Below are 22,028 nucleotides of genomic sequence, written 5' to 3' on the forward strand. Positions count from 1 at the left end.
CGACCTCTCAATCCCCGGGCTCGGAAGAATTAGAGTATCAATCCCCACGGTCCCAGGTGGACGGTGATCTCTCGGACTTCCCCATTACGGTCAACGTCCATGCTACCCACCGTCCGTCGACCCTTCCCGCTGCTTGCGGCAGTGCTGAGCGCTGTGCTCGCGGGGCCCCTGATGGATGCGGGCTTCCCAGACCTGAATGTGTGGCCTCTCACACTTGTGGGGGTGGGGGTGTTGCTAGCGGCATTGCAGGGGCAGAGCGTCAGAGGGGGTGCCCTTATCGGCTTTACTGCCGGCATTTCGTTCTACCTGACCCATATCGCGTGGGTGGGGCAATATTTGGGTCCGGTCCCGTGGCTAGCGCTGACGGTCACCGAGTCGCTGTTCTGGGCACTCTTTGGCGGGCTGGCTGCGGCGACGTACCGGCACGTCCCTCGTGCCTGGCCAGGGCGATGGGCGCGACTGGTCCTGGTGCCGACCGTTATTTCGGGCCTCTGGGTAGGTCGAGAAGAAGTCGCCGGATCGTGGCCGTATGGAGGATTCTCGTGGGGTCGGGTCGCCATGTCGCAGTCCGAGGGCCCGTTCGCGGACGTCGTGTCGTGGACCGGAATGGCAGGCCTGTCGTTCCTGCTGGTGTTACTTGTCGCCGGCGCCGTGTCGGGTATTTGCGAACGGGAGCGAGTCGCGCCCGTCGCCACCGTCCTGTTGGCCGCGGCAACGGTTCTTCTTCTTGTTCCGGTGTTCCCTGTCCAGGTTACGGGGTCGTTCCGGATCGCCGCGGTTCAAGGGAATGGGCCCGCCGGATACTTCTCGGAACGCAGTCCAGGTGACCTCCTGAAGGCACAACTGGACGCCAGTTCTGGCCTGGAGGCCGAAGACCTGGATGCGATCGTGTGGCCCGAGAATGCGAGCGAGTTCGATCCGTTCTCGACGGCGGCAGAGAAGAACAGGGTGGCGATGATCGCGAAGCGCCTGGGGGCACCGCTCACCCTCGGAACGATCACTCAGCGAAACGGACGCTACTTCAACTCCACCGTGGCCGTCGACCCCGACCGGGGAATCGTCGACGTCTACGACAAGAAGCATCCCGTCCCGTTCGGCGAGTATGTTCCCGACCGAGAATTCTGGGAAAAGCTGGCACCGGATCTCATCGGCATGATCCAACGCGAGTATGTCCCCGGACAACGCGATGGAATCCTCGATCTAGGTCCCATTGCCGCGGGATCGGCGATCTGTTTCGACATCACTGACGATCGGGTGATGCGCGAGCTGATCGACGACGGGGCAGAACTGATACTGGCTCAGTCCAACAATGCCGACTTTGGCCGCACGGACGAAAGCGTGCAGCAGCTGGCCATCGCGAGGTTGCGCGCCATCGAATACGGGCGCACCGTCGTGAATATTTCGACGGTCGGGACAAGCGCCATCATCAGTCCCACAGGCGCGACGATCGCCGAGCTGAAACCGTTCACTGCCGGCACGATGATCGAGACCGTCCAAACCGCGAACGGCATCACTCCTGCCGCTCAGATCGGACGCGGGCTCGCCGTGGTCCTCACCATCGCGCCTCTGCTCATTCTTGTGACCGCCCGGGCGACAACGGTTAGGCGGTTTTCTCGGTCATAACATGCTCGGGATCCGTGACGAGAACAACTCCGAGCAGATCAGTGAGTGCGTGTGCCAGTTTGGAGTCGGCGAGCTCGTAGCGGACCCGACGCCCCTCGGGAACGACGACGACGAGACCACATCCGCGAAGGCAAGCGAGATGGTTCGACATCCGTTGGCGGGTAACGTCCAGGAGATCTGACAGTTCCGCCGGGTATGCCGGTCCGGTAGAGAGTTCCACCAGAATGCGCGATCGGAGCGGGTCAGAGAGGGCATGGCCGAAGCGGGCCAACGCATCGACGGCGGTGAGAGTCTCCATACCGGAATGATATCCGTTATCAACTATCGCCCAACCGTCTGACGGTTCACTGAAATGTGTACCATCCTCGTATGGGAAACGATCATTCGCACGCACCGGCCGGGGCCGTGCACACACGCCGCATCGCCATCGCCCTCGCCATCACCGCGACGATCTTTGGCGCCGAGGTCTTCGGCGCGATCATCACCGGCAGTCTTGCGCTGCTCATCGACGCAGCACATATGCTGACCGATGTATTCGGGCTCACGATGGCTTTGGTCGCGGCTCGTCTAATGAGCCGACCGACCTCAGCGAAGCGAACGTGGGGGTTTGCGCGGGCGGAGGTCCTCGCTGCCCTGGGCCAGGCAACGGTGTTGCTGGCCGTCGGCTTGTTTGTGTTCGTTGAGGGTATCCAGCGGTTGTTTGCTCCACCCGAGATCGCGTCAGGCGAGCTCATCATCTTCGGCATCATCGGCCTGGTCGCGAACGTTGCATCGATCGCTGTTCTCGCAGGAGGGCGGTCGGCGAACTTCAACCTTCGTGCTGCGTTCCTCGAGGTCGTCAACGACGCTCTGGGATCGGTTGCGGTCATCATCAGCGCCGTCGTCATCAGTCTCACCGGGTTCTATCGAGCCGACTCGATCGTGGCGATGCTGATCGGTGCCCTGATCATTCCACGCACGCTGAAACTACTCAAAGAAACGATCAGTGTCCTGCTGGAGACAACCCCGACGGGTCTCGACCTCGATGATGTCCGGGCACACATTCTGGGCCTTCCGCACGTAGTCGCGGTGCATGATCTTCATGCCAGCCAGGTCGCGACGAACCTTCCCGTGATCAGCGCCCACGTTGTCGTTGATGAGAAGTGTTTCCGTGATGGAACCGCGCCGGCCGTTCTGGACGATCTTCAGAAATGTGTAGCGACGCACTTCCCTGTCTCGATCGAACACTCGACCTTCCAGCTGGAACCGGCCAGCCATGCCGAGCACGAGGATGCCGTCCACACCTGACCGATCAGATGGGGGTGACGTATCCACCAATCCATCCTTGGATTTGGTAGATGAACGCCGTCCAGAGACCGCTCACCATAAGAATTCCGAGCACAACCATGAGGACTCCGCCTGCGACGTTCAAACGTCGTAGGTAGCGTTTGAGCCATTCGGTGGCGCGAAGGGCGAAGCTGAAACCCCACGCTATGAGCAGGAACGGGATTCCGAGACCTAGGCAGTAGGCAAGGCCGAGGACCGCTCCTCGCGTCGCGGAGGCACTCTCCAGGCTGAGCGCTGAAATGGCGACGAGTGTGGGGCCGAAGCAGGGAGTCCACCCCAGCCCGAACACGATTCCGAGAAGTGGTGCGCCGCCGAGCCCGATGGCAGGACGGAAAGAGAGGCGGGCGTTTTTTTGCAGGCCGGGGATGTAGCCGGCGAACACGATTCCCATCAAGATGACCGCGACTCCGAGGATCCGAGTTATGGTGTCCTGCCATTGGACCAGCCATGTTCCGAGAGCTCCGAACAGAGCCCCGTAGGCGATGAAGACGACGGCAAATCCCACGACAAAGAGCGCAGCTCCCACTACGGCACGAGATCGAGAGCGAGCTTCGTCGGCCGACCCGCTGACGTACGCGAGATATCCCGGGACAAGGGGGAGAACGCATGGGGACGCGAACGATACCAGTCCGGCAAGCGCGGCCAGGGGAACGGCGGCTGCGAGCTGGCCGCTGAAGACGAGTTCGGGGATCACGCCTGTTCCTGAAGAACACCGTCGATGAGGGATTCGAGAATCGACACCTCTATGACACGTCCCAGAATGCGTGCGGCGACGCGGCCTTCACGATCAAGGATCAGTGTCGTCGGTACCGCATTCGGTGCAACGTCGCCGGCAAAGCTGAGTTGCGCATCACCATTGATGTCGATGATGGACGGGTAGGACACCCCGAATGTGGCGGAGAACTCCTTGGCTGTTGCTGCTTGGTCGCGCACGTTGACGCCGAGGAACTCGACGCCCTGGTCTTTCACTTTTTGGTACGTGTCTTCGAGGTCTGGTGCTTCCAGCCTGCAGGGCGCACAAGCGGCGTACCAAAAATTTACGACCAAGACATCGCCGGTGTAGCCGGCAGAGGTGATCGGCTCTCCGTTCTCGCCGGTTCCCGAGAACACGATCGGTTCACCTCGTTCGTCTTCTTGTATCTCGAGAACGGACCCGTCGCCCGCGATGTAGCCCTTGTTATCACCCGCTGTGTACTGGTCGGCAAGGGAATCGTTACTGCAGGCGGTCAGCAAACTCAAAGCCAGAACAAGGCCAAGAGTTGCCGAGGCTCTACTTCGCCAACGCGGCATCGAGCTGAGCTTTGAAGTCGTCGATGGACTCAATCGTCATCTGCTCACCGTTGAGGAAAAAGCTCGGGGTCCCTTCCACTCCGAGAGCAACACCATCATTGAAATCGAGTTGCACCCTTTCGGTGGTGGCGGGGTCCGCGATCGCGGCGTCGTACTTCGCCATGTCTAAACCCAACGTTTCGGCATAGCTGCGGAACAGTTCCGTTTTGGGCTCTTGGCTCTCGCCCCACGTCTTCTGGGTTTCGAACATCATGCGGTACATCTCTTCGAACTTTCCCTGCTGCGCGGCAGCTTCGACGGCGATCGCAGCGTTGCGTGAGTTCTGATGCGCCGGGATTGGGAAGTAGCGGGTCACGAAGGTGATTCGACCGTCGTATTCCTCACGAAGCTGCTCCACGTAGGGGTAGAAGGCGCCGCAAGCCTCGCACTCGAAGTCAAGAAACTCGACCAGAGTGACCTTTCCGTCCTCCGCCGTATCCAGAATGTGGCTGTTCTCTCTCACCACCTGGGTCTCCGCGCTTGAGGCGGTGCGCTGGTTGACGGAGGAGGTGACACTGACGGCGATGATGGAGACCAAGGCGGCGACGAGCACAAACACCCCACCCCAGATGGCAATTTTGGTTCGCCCTCGCATCGCACGGTCACGAGGTGGAGTCGGCGGTGATTTCTTCGGGTTCTGTGTCATGGGGATCTTCTCGTTTAGTTTCTGCTGCTGATGAACGCGTACGGATCAACGGGCGTCGACCCGACGTGGATCTCAAGATGCGTGTGAGCGCCCGTGGAGACCCCTGTGTTGCCGACGGATCCGATCTGCTGGCCTGCTACAACAACTTGACCCTCCTCGACGGTGGGTGAACCGGTGAGCATGTGCCCGTACCAGCTGCTGACGTTCTGCCCATCGATGACGTGATCGATAACGACATGAACCCCCAGCCCGCCTTGATCAGTGGCCTGGACAAGTCGAACGACCCCATCGGCGACCGCGCTGATCGGTGCCCCCTCACCCGGGGTGAAGTCGACCCCTTTATGGTCCGTACTTCCAATGCCTCCAGGCGACGAGCGAGGACCGAAGTAATCACTGATCGGCACCCCCACCGGGAAAGGCCACTGCACCGAGGAGCTCGGATTGTTGATGAACGTATCCGCCACGGATATACCCGCAGCGACAGCCTGTTTCTTCGCTTCCGTGACCGTATATCCATCGCGCGTCGCTGAAGGGCCCGTAACAGACGGAGAGGCGGCCATCGCTTGAGAAGACTGGATGGCTTCGAGCGGCGCCGCCACAACAGATGGGCGCGGGATAGTCGTGGCAAGAGACGTACCCACGACAAGAAGAGCTGCTAGCGTCATCGCGACCACTGCGCGACCTCGGCGCATTCGCGCAGGCGGCGATACCTGTCGCGGAACAGATGACGAAGCCGCCCCGTGATCCACCGGGACATCGCGTGCTGGTTTTGACTTTGACGAAGGAGCCGACTTCACATCCTCGGATGAAATCACAGCACTTCCAGGACTCACCTCCTCTGGCACCGCGCCCGAGAGCCGCACAGCGGAACGTTCGAGACTGAGAGCCTCCCGACGGGTTCGGGCGGGAGCGGGAGGCGCCTTGGGCGCTGGAACGAGCATGTCGTCTAAGGGCTGGGCGCCCCCGAGCCGCTCAAAGTGACGGAGTTGACGCCGGGTAAGGCTCGACGGGTGTTCTGTATTTTCCAATTGGTTTGCTTCCACGCGTAACATCCGGCTCGAGAGCCAGAGGCCGACACAGAGACGTCCACAGAGGACGCGCAGAGTAACTGTGACGGGATCCAACAACATGACGGGCGGCATACAGGCCGCTTCCGGGCATGGTCAGACGCGTGAAACGCTCAGCTGATCGAGGGTAAAAGCCACAGGGCGAATCGAGCACGGTCGAGGCAGCCGACCCAACAGCAACGGCCGTATGCGCTGCCCTGCACCGCGAACCACTCGCAAAAACCGCGCGAGTCGGGCGAAAGCGATGGCACCAAGCGCACAGACAAGCCCCATGGCGGCGCACAACAATAGCTCGCCGACTGTGACGGGAGGTTGCTCCGTTGAGGAAATCGTCGCCGAACCCGTGTCGTTCACATCGAACGAGGCAGCTGACATTGCAGCGGCCGGCTGCGGGATCGTCCCCGTTCGTGCATCGAAAGCATGCATAGAGAGGAGCGTCAGAACCAAGGCAAGGCAGCCCACCAGGACCACAAGTAGAGGACGACGCCGGGATCGTGAATGAACCACGCTCCCACCACCTTTCCTTATGCCGCCGTCGCTCTTCCACGACACAAGCTCTCATAGTACAGAATTGCTTGAACCCACGACTGGGAGATGCGTTATAAATTCGACGCGCCAATTATCGATCACAGAACACCGCCGTTTACCGATCAAGTTCACACTCTTCCAACGGACTACCTTCGGCGACGCGGACCCCCAGACCGGTATTGGCAAGGGAAAGCTCCGGGTAGCCCTGAGCTTGTCGCGGAGCCCTTCCTAGCCTCGTTCCGACTCCTGAGGCGCGGCTGGTCGTTGTTCGACCGCCGCTGGGAGGCATCGTAGTTGCTGCTGAGACCCCGGCCGGAACTGGCAGTCAGAAACGGTCGTTTATGGTCTGAGTGCCCTCCTGGTCGTGTGAACTCTGCTCATCTACCCTGGGTTTGTGACTGCGCCCAAGACTCCGTCTTTCAGCCGAACTTTCACCTTCGGCACCCCGTCGTACGACCATGTGAAAGTCCTCGTACGTCAGTTGAAAGACCTCGGCTACTACCCCAGCTCTCTAATCCCGCAAACGATTAACGGCTCGCCTGGGCCCGTTCACGCGATGGCGACCTATGAAGGGATATCTAAGTACAACGACGACCGGTGGAGTCTCGATGTTGCCCTTTGGCCGATGAGGGACCCTCATCCCGATGAACCTTCAGACGAAATCGAGGCCGCCCTGATCCTGGCCAACCGAGCGCCTTCACCCCCATACGAGAGCAGTCTTACTGGCCTTGTGCCTGTAGGAACCAGCTCGATCATTACTTTCGCGAACTTGGTCAATGGCGCCGGGGGTATGTCACGCGGCCTCTTCCTCGATGCTGCGAACAAGGCCATCGTTTTCGTTAGAAGTCAAATAGTTGACCACAAGCACGACGCGCCGTTCTAGTAGGGAACCGAGCGAGTTAGAGTGATCTCTTCGAGTTCGCTCGGAGTCCTTGAAGGACGGTCCTCATGCCCTCCGCTATCGACCACGACACCGCACCGGTCTACGAGGCTTTCGCCCACCGTGACGGCCGGTGGTGGACATTCTCTATCCCTGAACTCAATTGCCCGTCACCAGTCGGAGGAGACGTCCGAATTGAAGCGATGGGTCAGGCGCGCACGTTAGGTGAGCTCCGCGGCGCTGCGAGGGAAGTCGCGGCCCTATGGCTTGACGTCGACGAGACAGCCGTAGAAGTCCGCGTACATCTCCGACGTAAATCGTCCCAACGGTGACGACACGCCGTTCCAGATTGTGGTGTCGGAGGTCCTGACCTAGATTCGAACACACGTTCGAATAATGGCGGTGGTGTGGTGGCGTTGGTGAGTGTAGCGACGACCGGTGACGGCACCCCAGCGTCGCTGGTCTGGGACGGCGAGACATTCGTGGTGATCCGCAAACCCCAGCGGTGGATCGACCGCAACGCCTGGTGGGCGGGGCCAGTTCGCGCACCGCGAGGCTCTTCGGGAGGTTTGCTCGAGCGCCTGGTATATCGGGTTGAAGTGCAGAGTCCAGATGGCGCGATCTTGCTGGTCGACGTCTGCCACGGCGAGGGCGGTTGGGCGCTCGACCAGGTCTCGGGACGGTGACGTTCACGCATCTTCACGTGGCGTCGTCGTTCTCTGTTCACCATGGCACCCGTGGCCCCGCAGAGCTTGTGGAGCGCGCTGCAGAGGCTGGCGCACGGTCTGCGGCAATCACGGATCGGGACGGTCTCTACGGGGCGGTCCGGCACATCCGGCAGTGCATTGAGTCAGCCGTAAACCCGATTGTGGGTGTCGAGCTGCAGCTCGACGACGCGACGACGGACGCCCGCCCGTCGAGCGTCACGGTGCTCGCTCATGGGCACAATGACGGGGCCGGTTGGGCTGGTCTGTCGCGGTTGATCAGTGCCGCTCACTCCCCCAAGCGAGGCCGGCGCGTCCTGTCGGGCACGGCTAATAGGGCAGCCGCGATCCATGCTAGGCGTCTGCCGTCGTTCGTCTTCTCCGACGGACGCCCTGTCGCGACAGTCATGATCGGTGCCGACTCCGACGTCGGACGCGCCGTCGCCGCCCATGACAAGTCCGCGGCGTGGTCGAAACTGCAGGCATGGAAGCGTCTACTCCCGGGCGCTGTCGTCGTGGAGGTGGTGTGCCATTTCACGACGCCTGGGCACCCCCGCAGCGTCGAGCACGCGGCCGCAATGCTCGAGCTCGCCGACGCCGCCCTCGTGCCAGCCGTGCTGACGAACGAAGTTCGTTACGCGGTTCCCGATGACGCGCTCACCGGAGACGTACTCGACGCAGCGGGGCGCTTGCAACCGCTCGGGACCTTCACCCCACAACCGAACGGGCAGGCGTGGCTGAAACCTGAGTCCAAGATGCGCGCGATCGCGAAGGAGATCATCGAGTTCTCCACGCTCGACAGCCATGCCGGCAGAGACCTCCTGACGGCCACCGATGCGCTTGCTGAACGTTGCGTGCTGGATCCGGTGTCGGATGTGGCATGGCAGAAGCCGAAGGTGCCGGAGCTCACGGCGCTCGACATCACCGGGGATCCCGCTGAGGTTCTGTGGAGGAAGTGTCTGGCCGCCATCCCGGAGCGCTACCCGCACGCCCGCGACACCGCCCTCGAGGTGGTGCATGGCCGGTTAGCGGACGAGATGAAGAACATCATCGCGTTCGGGTTCTCGAGCTACTTCCTCACCGTCTCCGACGTGTCGGAGATGATGCGCCGGATGCGGATCCGCAACCAGGCTCGCGGCAGCGGTGCCGGCAGCCTGGTCGTGTATCTGTTGCGGATCTCGAACGTCGACCCGCTCGAGCACGACCTCCTGTTCGAACGGTTCCTCGGCAACAAACGCTCCACCCTGCCCGATATTGATATCGACATCGAATCGGCCCGCCGTCACGACGTGTACCGGGCGATTTTTGACCGGTACGGCGACCACCGCGTCACACTCCTGTCGATGCAGAACACGTACCGCGCTCGAGGGGCAGCGCGCGACGCTGGTCTCGCGCTGGGTCTCGACGAGCAGCAGATCGATTTCGTCGCGAACAACATTTGGCGCTTCGAAGCCCGAGACTTCCGCGCCGTCCTCGACGAGAAACCCGAGCTACAAGAGATCGCCGCGCTCGTCCGGAACGATTCGCGGATGGATCTGCTCGTCGACGTCGTTGGTCGACTCGATCGACTCCCTCGCCACATCTCGCAGCACCCCTGCGGTGTGATCCTCGGCGACAGCAACCTTCTCAGTTACACCCCCACCCAGCCGAGCGGTATCGGCCTGGCCATGAGCCAGTTCGACAAAGACGACATCGACGACGTCGGCTTTCTGAAGCTCGACGTCCTCGGCGTCCGCATGCAATCGACGCTCGCATACGCCGTGCGCGAGATAGAGAGGGTCAACGGGCCAGACGCCGCGGCCGCCGGCGGACTCCCGGTCGACGCGCCCTATGTCAGCCCGGGAGGGATCGTGAAGCTCGACGCGATCCCGCACGACGACGAACCGACGTTCGAAGCGATCCGCACTGCCCACACACTAGGCATGTTCCAGATCGAGAGCCCCGGCCAGCGCGAGCTCATCGGCAAGATGCAGCCCGACTGCTACGAAGACCTCATCGCCGACATCTCCCTGTTCCGGCCCGGGCCGATGAAGGGGAACATGGTCGCCCCGTTCATCGACACCAAACACGGGTTCCAGGATCCCGACTACCTGCACCCCAGCTTCAAACCGTTCCTCAAAGAAACATTCGGCGTCGTGCTCTATCACGAGCACATCCTCCGGATCTTCCACACCTGCATGGGGGTTTCGCTCGCCGAGGCGGACGAGCTGCGCCGGGCCATGGAGAAGCAAGCCGCGGGTATTGAAGAGTACTTCCGGCGGAAGACTCGAGCGAACGTCGACGAGCGTGGTCGGCGCCGCTTCATGGACGCCGACGTCGATCGGATCTGGAAAGTGCTGGCCGGGTTCGCGAGCTACGGCTTCTGCAAAGCCCACGGTGCCGCGTTCGCTCTGCCCACCTATCAGAGCGCCTGGCTGAAAACGCACTACCCAGTCGAGTTCCTCGCCGGCGTCTTCGAGCACGACCCCGGCATGTACGAACGTCGCCTTCTCATGGCCGAGGCGAGGCGCATGGGGGTCTCAATTCTGCAGCTCGACGTGAACGCGTCCACGGACGAATACCTTGTCGAGCGGACACCCGACGGCACAAAAGGAATCCGATACTCCCTAACCGACGTGCACGGCATCACCCAGCCCGAAAAAGACCGCATCCTCGCCGGCCAGCCCTACGAGAGCATCGTCGACTTCTACACCCGTGCGACCCCCTCGAGGCGACTCCTGGTCAGCCTGGCAACCGTCGGGGCGCTCGACAATCTAAGTGGCGGTGCAAGCCGCGGCGACGTGATCGCGTATGCCCGCCAACTCACGGCCAGGCGCAAGCCGAAGGCGGGCGAACACGAGAACCAGCTCGAGCTGTACACCGTCGACGACGTTCAGGTCGGCCACGCGGAGCCGACCGCGCAGGAACGGATCGGCGCGGAGCTCGACATCCTCTCGACCGAACTCAACGAGCACCTCATCGAGAGCTACCGGCCCCTGCTTGACTCACTCGGCGTCACCCCCGCCGCCGACCTGGTGTCACTGCCCAACAAGACCGAGGTCATCGTCGCCGGAGTGCGCGTAGCCACGCAGACCCCACCAATGCGGAGCGGCAAACGTGTGGTTTTTATCAGCCTTGACGACGGAACCGGATGTGCGGACACCACGTTCTTCGATGAGGCCCAACAACGATCGGGACCGCTGCTGTTCGGCACACGGCTTCTCCTAATCCGCGGACGCACTCGGCGTACAGGCGCTCGAGGCGTGAGCCTACAAGCAGAGGAAGCATTTGACTTGAGACAGGCATGGGAGGTGTTTGCGTCTGTGGCTGCCGGAAGTTTCAGAACCATCGGATCGAAAAGCGGCGATGCCGATCAGATGACTTAATCGGATGGGCGAAGCATTTCGGTACAGCTCACGGAGCGCAAACTGACAAAGGCACTCGCCTTCCGAGTCGGTGTCCATTCGGGTGTCACCAAATAAGCACCTGTCTTTGCTGGCCTGTGGGCGGAGTCAGATTTTCGGACCGAGCGAATGTCACCCTCCCCCACGATTACTTCATCGAGGCGCGCTACTAGTCATCGAGTTCCTCCTGGGACTCGCCCGAATCTTCAAAGCCACCCGATAGGTATCGCAGCTTCGCTTGCGAAATTGATCGGGTGAGTTGACTCTTGCCATTCCCTCGTGCCGCGCGGTTCGAAAAATTGTAATGATGCAATCGAACCTCGACCAAAACATCCAGAATCTCCTGGGATTCCATTGCGTTACTCGACTCCAAATAGCGCATGAAGAGCATCATCCACAGGAACTCGCTGAACAACTGAACGCCGACGTTAGCCAGAAAGATAGCCTTGACCGACGCGAGCCAACCTGGATCAGTCGTGGTCAGATAGAACATCGCGGTTGCGGCCATCGACGGTCGATCCGATGAGAACTCGTCGTCATCCACGAGGCGTCCCAGAGTAAGAAGAAGCTTTCGCGATGATAGATTTCCGGCAACGCCTCCGTAGGTGACAGCAGCAGGCATTTCTCTCATCAGATCGGATATGAGGCTGCTCATTATCTCGGGGTCGACCTCGGCGACATTGGAGATCTGCTCCTTGATTGCTTCAGCCATTTCCTGAAACAGGTCTGACTCTTCAAGCATATTGACTAAATTTCCCCAGCCGGAGAGGACGCTTGCAAGGGTCTGCTTCTTTAGGGAAAGGTCCGTTATCTGGTCGCTGTCACGCAGAACCGTGGACACCAAGGAAAGAACCAGCGTGTAGCGCACAAAATCCGGTAGCTCTCTTTCTGACACAAGGGAAAAGGGCTCATTCACCTCTGCGTCAAAGCTGTCTAGTTCGTCGTCTGTTGAAGGCGCCTCTCTGTCCGTACTGGTGTCTTTCGGGGCCGTCTCCAGGACGGGGACATCCGTTTCGAGGACGCTCTTCTCCAACTCTTCTGGCGCATCAATGACCAGAGTGTCTTGATACGCGCGTCCACGGTAACTACGGTTTTCCCACTCGCTGAGGAGAGGCACCAAACTCTCCAGAAGTTGGGCATCACTTCGCGCGAGAGCGGAGTAGTTCTTAAGAATGGGAGAAAAATAAAGTGGTCGTTCCACCATTGTGGTTAGCAACTGAGAATCCTTCAGCCCACTTTTCGCCGCGAAAAGATAGAGATAACTGGCATGCGTAAAACGCACGTTCCCTTCTCGGAGGCTAAGAACCTTCCGGGCCATCAAACTGTCAAGAACCGATCTGGGTGTATCCGGCCAGTCAACTTGCCCCAAGAAGGTCTGAAGTGTGGTCAAGACCTCAGGTTCAGGAAGAGCAGCGCTTTTCATCGAAACGAAACGCGATGCCACGTGGGCCAGAATCGCCTCATATTGGACAGAATCGATCGCGAATCGTGAGTCCTCGTGTTCGCTTCCGCGGCCAAGGAGCAGGCTCACGTACTGGTCCAAAATCGTGGTCGGTGAAGCGTTAGCCACTACCGACTGACCCTGGAACAAGATTTGCATCAAGAGCGCAATTGTGAAGGGCGTCCTTGGGAGCCCCTCAGCTTTCAGTATCGTGATGACGCTCGCCGCAAGAACTTCCGATCGCATAGGGGAAATAAGGCTAGCCAGTTTGACTACCCGGCCTCGGTTGAAGCGGCCCACATAGAGTAGTCGCGTCTCCACTCCGGCGTTCTGGAACCTCTCTCGAAGCTCCTCTTCCTCGCCTTCTTTGCAGCCAATGACAACTCTGCTGTACTGGCCACTCGTGAGATCAGCGACCGCGCGGTCTACCAGTCTGGCCGCAAAAGGAGCGAAATCGTCAATCATTAGCTCGACTGCGGGGATGGGATCGGTGGGTTTAAGGTTAAATCCTTGAGACCTAACCTCTTTCCTTAACGCTCTTTCAACCGGCCGAGAGCCCGCTGTAAGCAAAGGAAATCTCACAGTTACCGGGATTGTGCCACGCCTTTCGCCCCGTTTGAGGATGAACCATTGGAGGGTGGTCGATAGTCCTGAATTCTCCTCCCCTGCGATAATCGTGATTCCCTCTCGATCGAGTTCGACCTCGAGGTCAACGGGCGCCACCCGTTCACTTTCAGGCTTGCTATGCATCACGCGCCACTGATCGTGCCGCAAGGGTATAAGGGCTGGCTCTATGACCAGGTCCGAATACGGACGGGCCGACAAATCGTCGAATTTCTCCCCAATGATCGTGACACGTCGAATCTCTTCCTCAATAGAAGTCCGGGCTTCTTGTGCGACGTTGCGAACGAGGCCGTGGTCAGAAGTAGGAGAATCTGAGTCTGCAGGACGAAGGGACTCCAGGAATCTTGGCAGGTCCGCGTGCTTGTCGCCGTACTCGACTACCTCAATATTGTCATTGGCGTGCAGCCGGGAGAGCACCTCATACTCTTCACTTCGGCACAGCCGAAAGTGTTGAGCAGCCGAATTTGGAAACGTTGCGCGATGCCACTCAAGAAGACTAGAAAAGTTTGGGTCATCCATGCTCGCGCCGAAGCCCACGTATATGAGCGATTGGATCGCAGAGACTGCATGTTGCATTGCCTGAAGGCTGGGGCTGCCGAGGACCCTCTGATAGTCAGCTTCGGAAAGTACGACGCTTTCGGGCTTCGACCAGACGCCGTGGAGATGACCGATCGAGTTCGAATCCCGGTTCAGTAGGGACTGAAGTCCAAATTGCTCTGTCCAATCAACGGAAGTTCTGTCTCCCACGGATTCGATCAGAGTGTCGTAATTAGTCGTGAGCACAGGCGCCCCGAGGTTGAGTATCGCCAAAATGAGATCGTCGTTCACGCACACTAGGGCACCGATCGTCTGTCGTAGCCAGGACGCGTAAGCCTGATCTCCGAGTTTCTTAATTCGGTTCGCCACGAGGCCAGCGGCGCTAATCAGATCATCAGCACTTCCACCCTCCGTGCCCAACTTGATTGCCGAAGCCACGGCCGCTGCCCGCTCATCAACAAAATTTGGATCGTGGATACGAAGGTAGCCGACACCATTCTCGATCAACGAAATCCAGCCGGCCGACTCTGCATTTTCTGTGGAGGATATGGCGACGCCTGCTCCTGCCACGACCACAGCTTTGCCGTCCGAGATTGCGGACTTCAGACGATCAAGCATCATTGCCTATTTCCTTATAAACGTTCAGACGCATTGCGACTGCGAAGCACACAGATTTCTTTGAGGCTACTAGGAGAATTGCTGCTACGTGAAGCATTTACGCGTAGGCGCATAAGACCTCCCATGAGAAATCCCCATGACATTCCGTGGCCGGGCTATGTAGGCAGCAGAGGTCGACGACGCTCCCTTCCTCTCATCCAGTTCAGGTCTCTCTGGCGGGCTTGGCCTCACTGCGACCTCAAACCGGGCCGAGCGTGACAATCCTTCCGGCCCAGTGGTGCAAGACAGGCCCTTTCTCAGACCCGAGACGAAGGCGCAGCCGCCCCTAGCCGGTCGTTTCGTCAAGATTCCAAGGCGCGGCTTTGGTGACAGTAATTTCACGCCTCACGCGGAACCGCCGGACGGTCGCCGGATCTATGTGAAAAAGTGAAGCCTCATGGCCGTGCTCAGTCTTTCGAATGAATGCTTCGAAACGTGAGGACTTCTCCGAGGGCGACTCGAACCACATGCGATCCCCGTAGAACAGGACGATATTCTTGCCACCTTCACTCACCCGCGACGGGTACATGATGCCGTCGAGCGATTGCTCAGGCCAATGCCGGAACGCGTCGGTGATTACCTGCGTTGGGGCGTAGTCAACGGGGTGGTTTCCGTCCAAGATGACCGGGCGTGTTATGCGCTCTCTGTACACGCCGAGCGCGTTAAGACGTTCGTCCGTAGCTGTGTGATCGAACATGCTCCGTGGCTCCGGAACAGTGGTGAGATCGAGCACACGAAGCGGCTTCTGTAAGACGAACTGGCCGACGACAGCCTCGTCATAAGGGCTATGAGAGGCGACCTCAGCGCATGCGGTCTCCTGATCGAGCGCAACATAGAACATCGGCACCCCTTGCGCGTTCATCCGTCCAGCACTGGCACGTTCTCTGGGTGCAGGACCGAGCTGCCGAGCCGGTGATTCTTTTGCGCTCCGCTCGAACTCGTGAGCGTCCCGCTCAGCGCGCGCCCGATACAACTTTGTATCTCTGCGCAGCGTCCGAATGAGGCCTGCGCGCTCCTCAGCGAGGAAAAGCAGCGACTCAATGAATTCGTAGTTTCTCTCGGGCGCGGACTGGGGGCTTTGACCGCGTGGGCGCAGCAGTAGCCGAGACTCGTGCTTCACGCGTTCTTCAAACCTGTCCCATTCGTGCTCGATGCCCTCATCGCGGTCCATGCTGAACGGCACAAACCAGTCAAGATCCTCTTGGATGAGTGGCGCCACAAGACCCACAGCGGAATCAAGCGCTTCAGGTGCAATTGCATCTGCCAAGAGCGCCATCACTACCGCTTCCGTATCGAGCGGCTCCAGTATTTGTATGCCGTCCGACATCCAGCCTTCGTGGTCATAAGAGTCTTGGGCTACCTTCTCCACGACACGAGCCACGCGGTTGATGCTTATGACTTGACCTTCCGGGGCTAGACCGTCCGATCGACAGATCGTGCAGTCGCCCTCCTCGGCGAAGTCCATAACCTGTCTCAGTAAGTGCGTATCGCTAATGTGCGCGAGGCACATAACGTCGTGCGTAGATGAGACCTGGGCTAACTCCATGCAACCATCATGCCCAGCGCCTTGGTTCTGTGCACGCCGTCTAGGGGCTCGCGGCGGAACGTTTTTCCGTCGCGTCTACCCGAAGCGTGTTTGCAATATGCGCGTCTAGACAGCTTGAAGCGATTTGACTCTATGTCGTCCACGAAGCGCTGAATAAGGGCAAAGACGGGGCCAAGTTATTTGCGGATAAACGTCACCGGAGCAAAGGACCGATCAATACGTCAGCTCCGCCAATTCATGGCAGCACCGTCGTTGCGAACCCAGGCTGTCCCTGCCTTGCGAATATGCTTGCGACCTTCCTTGCTCCTGGCAGCACTCAGATGCATTTTGCAAGCGACGATCAGGCAACCGCCCATGAACTGAAGGTTTTTCGATGGAAACCGCTATTCCCGATCCAGGAAATTTGGTTATGACAACGCTGCAAAAGTCGGCCCAAACTCGTGCCGACAGGCTCAAGCTCAGATACCTCAGAGCAAAGAGAACAATCGTAGTCACAACGGTTGTCGTACTTCTGGGGGGCATTGCAATGTCGCTCTTAGCATTGTCCAAGATTTCGGAGGAATCGGACCCGGAGGTCGCCTTCGCCCTTTCGCTTCATTTTCTAAGCACGTTACCCGTAGCGCTTGGACTACTTGCAGCCGTCTATGCCTTCCTCGGTCACGGTGCCGGTTGGCTCGCGCCCTACGCTGCTGGCGTTAATAGCTTGTGGACAACTAATCCGAAGCCTCCGGTTACCAGCCGACTCATAAATATCCTGTTCAGTGATCCCACCAAGGCCCGCTTTACTCCTTTCGCTACCTTGCAAAAAGTGGAGCTCGAAAGACTAGGGATACTCCTAAGATTCCTGTCGGCCTACTTCGGATTATTGGCAGCAATATTTGTCGCGCTTGGCCTTGGCTACCTCCCGCGCTCTCAGTAGGTTCCGGGCGATCTGGCCCCTCCGCCGGTGGCACCAAGTTGAGTCGGTTCTACGCCGAGCTCGAAATAGCTTGGCCAAACGGAGCGCAGGCCTCACGATCATTCTGACTACGTACCGGCACCGGCGAGCCTTGCGACATGTGAGCAGGTCATGGGGGATCAGTGCCGGGGTCAAGTGAGGGCGAAAGATGCCCAATAGTCCACGGGCTAGTTTTCATCTGCGCGGGCGCGCTCGTTCCAAAGTTGGTGCGCTTTTGTAATAAGGGCGTGGGCGGCTTCGAGGTGCTGGAGGATGCTCATGGCGCTCGGCTCGACGTGCGCTATAAGCGCGTTTCGGTGATCAACGCCGATGAGTTTCATGTCGGAGAGAGTGCGCATGTTGCTAGGTTCGCCGTGTGCCAGCGAGCTAGCAGTTGACCAATACCAGTACGTCATCGCCCCTCCGAGCTCGGGCACGTATACGCCGCCCTCCGCGGCGATCGTGGACGGGCTGAGCTTGGCGGCCACCTTCGTAAAATCTAGGCCAGCGTCCACGGTAAGGGTCTTCAGATCGATCACCTGACCGGTTACGTACTTCTCCTGCTCACGGTACTCGTCCCCGTCGAGAGCATGGGAGTAGCGAGCATAGTTCTTCGCAAGGTTTTTCGAATACATGAGTTCGTCGTGGCGGAGCCGAAGGGCGCGTTCGACACGGGTGTCGCTATTGTCCGGTCCAAGGATCCAAAGGGCTGTGGTTGCGGCTTCGATGAGTGCTCGGATAACGACGTATTCGGAGGTCAGATGAAGCTGGAGGCCCGTGCGATCGTCGTCGACCATCATGGCATCAAGCCCCGTCATTAGATTGTGGTAAAGCCCGATCGCGTGGTCTGCCTGCTCTGGAGCGGTGACATGCTCGGGTGGATGATCACGCGTCTGAGAGCTGCGTCGTTCCTTCTCAAGCTTCGGCACTCGCAACTCGTCGACCCGGAGATCGGAGCCGTCATTTCTTGCCATCACCCCGTCGCGGTTCGCCATTGCCTTGCGCCACCCGTTCAGAAGCCCAAGGATCTTGCCTTGGGCCGCATCCTCCGTGTCCTCGTCAGCCTGGCGTTGGATGTACTGACCAACCCGAGCGGCAAGGATCGCGTCCCGAGCCTGCTTGCTGATCTGGCTCATGCGCGTCAGTGTACTGTCGTGGCCGCCTCCCCCAGATCTCCGGACACTACATGTCTCCTTGGCGATCGCGCGAAGCATCCGTTACTAACGGGTCAAGCGCCGCTTGAATTTGAATTCAAGAGGCGATCGATTACTCGGACCGGCTAGGCGACAGCACCGCTCGCAAGCTTTTCGTCGTGGCCGCCCTTCAGGCCTCGGGCCTTCTTACCAGGTCGGAACTCCGGTTGCGCGAACGACTTAAGGCATAGCAGCGAATGTTCGAGCGGTGACGGGCGCGAGTGACAGACAGAAGGAGCAAACGAAAGTGGGTGAGAGGTGGGGGTGGAGGTTAGCGGAGGAGAAAGGAACAAAAGAATAAGAGTGTATGCACGTATGCTCTATCTCCGATAAAGGTAAGCTAACTGCCATGCGAGGCGGGGTGCGGGTGTGGCGTAGAGGCTCTGGGAGCCGCGGTGTGGGGTCCGCCGTCGCCTATGCATTCGAGGGCACCTGTGACGCGTCACAGGCCCATGCGCACACCGCGCACGAGGCTGTGGAGTCTGCTGCGCACTATGCCGGCGACACGGTGACCAGGTGGACGGTCGAGGATGGGCAGATAAGCGGGGACACGCTCACCGCGTCGAAACTGCGTGCCTGGATCGATGGTCGCGACCCGCTCACGGATGAGACGCGTGGTCGGGCCGACATGTCGGAGAAGGCGAATCTGATCTTCGATTCCACGATCAACACTCCGAAGTCGTTCTCGATCGCGGCGATGCTGAACCCGGAGCTGGCACTCGAGTTCAGTCGCCTGCAGGACCGGCTGCGTGACCGTGTTGTCGTGAAGTGGCAGACGGAGCTCAACGCTCGCCGCGGTGCCGGGTCCAAGGTGATGGAGTCGCTGGCGCGGGTCGAGGTCGTCGAGCTGAACCATGAGCGGTCACGTTCTCTGGATCCGCACTCTCATCGGCACCTGTGGCTCAACGCCAAGGTGCAGGGCGCGGACGGCAAATGGTCGAATGTCGACTCTGCCGTGATGATGAAGTTCCAGCCCATCGTGAATGGTGAGGGTGAGCTGGCCGCTCGCACGGATCCCGAGTGGATCGCGGCGCTCAACAAGAACGGTCTGACGCTCAACGCTCAGGGCGAGATCACCGAGCTGGCTCACCTGGTCCGGCCCATGAGCCGCCGGTCAAACCAGATCGAGGCGAACCGCTCAGCACGCGAGGCCGAGTGGCGGGCGCTGAATCCTGACCGTGAGCCGTCCCCGCAGGACGTCGCGGCGTTTGATGCGTGGGCGTGGGCGAAGGATCGCCCAAACAAGCCGGGCGATCTGGACGAGCTCACGTGGGCGCAGCAGGTCAGAGATGAGATCGCCGCTTTAGATCCGCGCCTCGGGAAGCGGCTCAAGGATGGGCGGCTCACGCCCACGATGAGTAAGCGGGTGACTGTGGCCGATCTTGACCGTGACCGTCTTGCCGCTCAGGCGGTCGCCTGGGCGGACGCCCGGTCGGCCCGCTCAAATGACCGGTTCAGCCTGTTCGACCTTCGAGCGGGAGCGGCCTACATGGTCGCCGCGTCCGGTGTGGTCGCTGAGCGCTCAACCCTGGACGAGCTGCTCGAGGATGTGACCGAGCGGGCGGTGGGCGCTCACACGATCAGCTTGTCGGACGCCGAGTATGTGCCCGCTCATGTGAAGTCGCTCCGCTCAACCGCGACCGTGCAGGTCAAGCTCGACCTCGAGGCCGAGCTTGCCGAGTTGGCCGTCGATGGCCCCGAGGTTCCGGTCGACGTGGTGGGAGCGATCGCCGCCCAGGTGAGCGAGAACCCGCTGGACGCCGGTCAGCTCAAAGCCGCGCAGCTCATCGCTGGCCAGGCCGGTCTGGTGACCGTGACCGGTCCTGCAGGTACGGGCAAGACCACCATCCTCCAGGTCGTGAAGCGGTCACTCGACGAGCAGGGCCGGCGACTGCTGGTCGTCGCTCCGTCGAAGAAGGCGGCCAACGTGGCCGGCGAGGCGATCGGTGGTGACTCTTCGAGCGTTCACGCTCTAATCCGTGCGTACGGGTGGCGGTGGGAGACCACGCCCGAGGGCGAGCAGTGGACGAAACTGAACCCGGGCGACACCGAGCCGACCACCGGGTCGATCTACCGCGGTGTCCCGGAGGAGTTCGTGCTGCGCCCGGGCGACCGGATCGTGGTCGACGAGGCCGGGATGATGGATCTCTACACGGCGCGTGCCGTCGCCCAGGTTGCGGCGTCCACGGGTGCCGGTATCGCCATGGTCGGTGACCATCTCCAGCTCAACCCGGTCGGTCACTCGGGCGCGATGGCTCTCGCTCACCGCCTCGCACCGTCGACCGCTGAACTGTCTGCCGTTCACCGGTTCCGGACGGCGGCCGGTAACTCGGATGTGGAGTACGCGGCGCTCTCGCTGCGTCTGCGTGACCCGAAGGATCTCGTCGACGCGACCGCCGTGGTCGACGAGCTCGCCGAGCGCAGCCTCATCGTGCGAGTGGACGATGATCGGGCCGCCCGCGACACTCTGGTCGACCGGTGGTTCACCGCTCACGGTCTCGGGCAATCGATCGCGATCACGACGTCGACCAACGAAGAGGCCCAGGCCATCAACGACGAGATCCAGCGCCTCCGCATAGAGCGAGGCCAGCTCGAGCAAGGTCGGTCGGCGCTTGGCCAGCACGACCAGCGCCTCATGGTCGGTGACCGGATCCAGACCAGGAAGAACGATCGCGAAGCCGGCGTCGCCAACCGCGACGACTGGACGATCATCTCCCTCAAGCGTGACGGATCCGTCCGGGCCATGCGAGAGGGCGAACTGGGCAACGAGGTCGTCACGCTCGACGCCGAGTACCTAGCGGACTCCGCTCACCTTGCATACGCGTCGACCGCTCACGGAATCCAAGGCACCACCGTCGATGTCGCAATCACCGGCCCCGGCGTATCAGGTGCCGGCCTCTACGTCGGTATGACTCGAGGCAAGCGCGCCAACGAGGTCGTCGTCGCCGCCTCGAGCGACGACAAAGCTCGCGTGGAGCTCGCTGAGGCGATCGTCCGTGGGCGCATTGAGAACACACTTGAGGAGTCGAAAGTGGCAGTTGAGCACGAGGTGTCCGTGGCCGCGAAGCCCGCTGACCGCACGGTTGCCGAGTGGACGGATCGTGTCGCTCGACCGTTCGGCCACGAGCGGGACCTGGCGGCGAAGATCACGGTTGCAGAAACGAGCCTGGCCAAGAGTCATCGCGTCGCGGAGCGCACGGCCGGATCCGACGACCCCGAGACCAAGCGCACAAACGAGGCGGCGGTCGCCACAGCGAAAGCGCGCACGGCCACACTCGACCAGCTTCGCCTCGAGGCGGCCCTGCGCGAGCAGCTGCCCGTCGACCAGCTATCAGCCGAGGTTGCACAACGAGATGAGGTCAGACTTCAAAGACGCGCCGAAAGGCGCCCGGCGCACGCTCCGCAACGTGCCTTCATTCCGACCAAAGACAACAACCCGGCCATCGGCAAGGCCTAGCCAGCACACCAGCCCTGGAAGAATACCTACGCGGCGAAGGAAGCCTAGGCGTGCGTGACACGAGAAATTTTCGAAGGAGAAGATCTCATGGCTTTCGTTGTACTACCCGACAGTCGCAACCGCGGCTCGACACACCTCACCTGTCTGCGC

General features: G+C 60.5%; 15 protein-coding genes. 7 read left to right on the forward strand and 8 right to left on the reverse strand.

Annotated features, from left to right (window positions below):
- The first annotated feature begins 171 nt into the window (after nt 1–171).
- Nucleotides 172–1,623: an apolipoprotein N-acyltransferase gene (gene lnt / locus ASE64_RS07675; protein WP_235480533.1), complete on the forward strand. Its 1,452-nt coding sequence runs from the start codon at nt 172–174 to the stop codon at nt 1,621–1,623.
- Here lnt and ASE64_RS17125 read toward each other — a convergent pair.
- On the reverse strand, nt 1,601–1,921 hold the full coding sequence (locus ASE64_RS17125; protein WP_082465987.1) for an ArsR/SmtB family transcription factor: 321 nt from the start codon (nt 1,919–1,921) through the stop codon (nt 1,601–1,603). The two genes, lnt and ASE64_RS17125, sit on opposite strands and share 23 nt — an antisense overlap.
- Nucleotides 1,922–1,992: 71 nt before the next feature.
- On the opposite strand from ASE64_RS17125, the gene ASE64_RS07685 reads away from it, so the two are divergent.
- Nucleotides 1,993–2,910: a cation diffusion facilitator family transporter gene (locus tag ASE64_RS07685; protein WP_055778391.1), complete on the forward strand. Its 918-nt coding sequence runs from the start codon at nt 1,993–1,995 to the stop codon at nt 2,908–2,910.
- A 4-nt stretch (nt 2,911–2,914) separates the two neighbouring features.
- Here ASE64_RS07685 and ASE64_RS07690 read toward each other — a convergent pair whose 3' ends face one another.
- Genes ASE64_RS07690 through ASE64_RS17575 form a run of 4 tightly spaced genes read right to left on the reverse strand, consistent with a single transcriptional unit; the run spans nt 2,915 to nt 5,589 of the window.
- Nucleotides 2,915–3,640 carry a cytochrome c biogenesis CcdA family protein gene (locus ASE64_RS07690; protein WP_055779779.1) on the reverse strand — a complete coding sequence of 242 codons (726 nt, stop codon included), beginning with the start codon at nt 3,638–3,640 and terminating at the stop codon, nt 2,915–2,917.
- Entirely contained in the window at nt 3,640–4,188 is a 549-nt protein-coding gene (locus ASE64_RS07695) for a TlpA disulfide reductase family protein (RefSeq protein WP_235480534.1), read from the reverse strand. The genes ASE64_RS07690 and ASE64_RS07695 overlap by 1 nt, the downstream gene beginning before the upstream one ends.
- Nucleotides 4,189–4,219: 31 nt before the next feature.
- Nucleotides 4,220–4,924, reverse strand: coding sequence for a DsbA family protein (locus tag ASE64_RS07700; RefSeq protein WP_156351701.1), 705 nt, complete (start codon nt 4,922–4,924; stop codon nt 4,220–4,222).
- A 14-nt stretch (nt 4,925–4,938) separates the two neighbouring features.
- Nucleotides 4,939–5,589, reverse strand: coding sequence for a M23 family metallopeptidase (locus ASE64_RS17575; protein WP_235480575.1), 651 nt, complete (start codon nt 5,587–5,589; stop codon nt 4,939–4,941).
- 1,324 nt (nt 5,590–6,913) lie between these two features.
- On the opposite strand from ASE64_RS17575, the gene ASE64_RS07710 reads away from it, so the two are divergent.
- The 3 genes from ASE64_RS07710 to ASE64_RS07720 all read left to right on the forward strand — a co-directional run bounded on the left by ASE64_RS07710 (nt 6,914) and on the right by ASE64_RS07720 (nt 11,468).
- The gene (locus ASE64_RS07710; protein WP_156351702.1) at nt 6,914–7,402 is read left to right on the forward strand and encodes a hypothetical protein; all 489 of its coding nucleotides are present in this window, start codon (nt 6,914–6,916) and stop codon (nt 7,400–7,402) included.
- Nucleotides 7,403–7,818: 416 nt separating this feature from the next.
- Nucleotides 7,819–8,085 (forward strand): DUF6504 family protein, encoded by a 267-nt coding sequence (locus ASE64_RS17940; RefSeq protein WP_442853829.1) that lies wholly within the window; start codon nt 7,819–7,821, stop codon nt 8,083–8,085.
- The gene (locus ASE64_RS07720) at nt 8,082–11,468 is read left to right on the forward strand and encodes a DNA polymerase III subunit alpha (protein WP_055778404.1); all 3,387 of its coding nucleotides are present in this window, start codon (nt 8,082–8,084) and stop codon (nt 11,466–11,468) included. Before ASE64_RS17940 ends, ASE64_RS07720 begins: the two co-directional genes overlap by 4 nt.
- A 187-nt stretch (nt 11,469–11,655) precedes the next feature.
- On the opposite strand, the gene ASE64_RS07725 is transcribed toward ASE64_RS07720, so the two are convergent.
- Together ASE64_RS07725 and ASE64_RS07730 are read right to left on the reverse strand one after the other, a co-directional pair.
- Nucleotides 11,656–14,709: an SIR2 family NAD-dependent protein deacylase gene (locus ASE64_RS07725; RefSeq protein WP_055778407.1), complete on the reverse strand. Its 3,054-nt coding sequence runs from the start codon at nt 14,707–14,709 to the stop codon at nt 11,656–11,658.
- Between the two features lie 322 nt (nt 14,710–15,031).
- Entirely contained in the window at nt 15,032–16,126 is a 1,095-nt protein-coding gene (locus ASE64_RS07730) for an RES family NAD+ phosphorylase (RefSeq protein WP_162234554.1), read from the reverse strand.
- A gap of 538 nt (nt 16,127–16,664) precedes the next feature.
- Between ASE64_RS07730 and ASE64_RS07735 the strand changes: the two genes are divergently transcribed.
- Entirely contained in the window at nt 16,665–17,210 is a 546-nt protein-coding gene (locus tag ASE64_RS07735) for a hypothetical protein (protein WP_156351703.1), read from the forward strand.
- A gap of 206 nt (nt 17,211–17,416) precedes the next feature.
- Here the strand turns inward: ASE64_RS07735 and ASE64_RS07740 are convergent, their stop codons facing one another.
- Nucleotides 17,417–18,364 carry a hypothetical protein gene (locus tag ASE64_RS07740; RefSeq protein WP_055778416.1) on the reverse strand — a complete coding sequence of 316 codons (948 nt, stop codon included), beginning with the start codon at nt 18,362–18,364 and terminating at the stop codon, nt 17,417–17,419.
- A 454-nt stretch (nt 18,365–18,818) separates the two neighbouring features.
- On the opposite strand from ASE64_RS07740, the gene ASE64_RS07745 reads away from it, so the two are divergent.
- A complete protein-coding gene (locus ASE64_RS07745; RefSeq protein WP_055778419.1) occupies nt 18,819–21,878 on the forward strand; it encodes an AAA family ATPase in 3,060 nt (1,019 codons plus the stop codon).
- Nucleotides 21,879–22,028 lie beyond the last annotated feature (150 nt).

This window comes from Agreia sp. Leaf210 (assembly GCF_001421485.1).
Taxonomy (GTDB): Bacteria; Actinomycetota; Actinomycetes; order Actinomycetales; family Microbacteriaceae; genus Agreia.

Bases quoted from the DNA above. Each gene is read 5' to 3' on its own strand.
- lnt (WP_235480533.1), top strand. From the start codon at position 172: ATGGATGCGGGCTTCCCAGACCTGAATGTGTGGCCTCTCACACTTGTG.
- ASE64_RS17125 (WP_082465987.1), bottom strand. From the start codon at position 1,921: ATGGAGACTCTCACCGCCGTCGATGCGTTGGCCCGCTTCGGCCATGCC.
- ASE64_RS07685 (WP_055778391.1), top strand. From the start codon at position 1,993: ATGGGAAACGATCATTCGCACGCACCGGCCGGGGCCGTGCACACACGC.
- ASE64_RS07700 (WP_156351701.1), bottom strand. From the start codon at position 4,924: ATGACACAGAACCCGAAGAAATCACCGCCGACTCCACCTCGTGACCGT.
- ASE64_RS17575 (WP_235480575.1), bottom strand. From the start codon at position 5,589: ATGACGCTAGCAGCTCTTCTTGTCGTGGGTACGTCTCTTGCCACGACT.
- ASE64_RS07725 (WP_055778407.1), bottom strand. From the start codon at position 14,709: ATGATGCTTGATCGTCTGAAGTCCGCAATCTCGGACGGCAAAGCTGTG.
- ASE64_RS07735 (WP_156351703.1), top strand. From the start codon at position 16,665: ATGGAAACCGCTATTCCCGATCCAGGAAATTTGGTTATGACAACGCTG.
- ASE64_RS07740 (WP_055778416.1), bottom strand. From the start codon at position 18,364: ATGAGCCAGATCAGCAAGCAGGCTCGGGACGCGATCCTTGCCGCTCGG.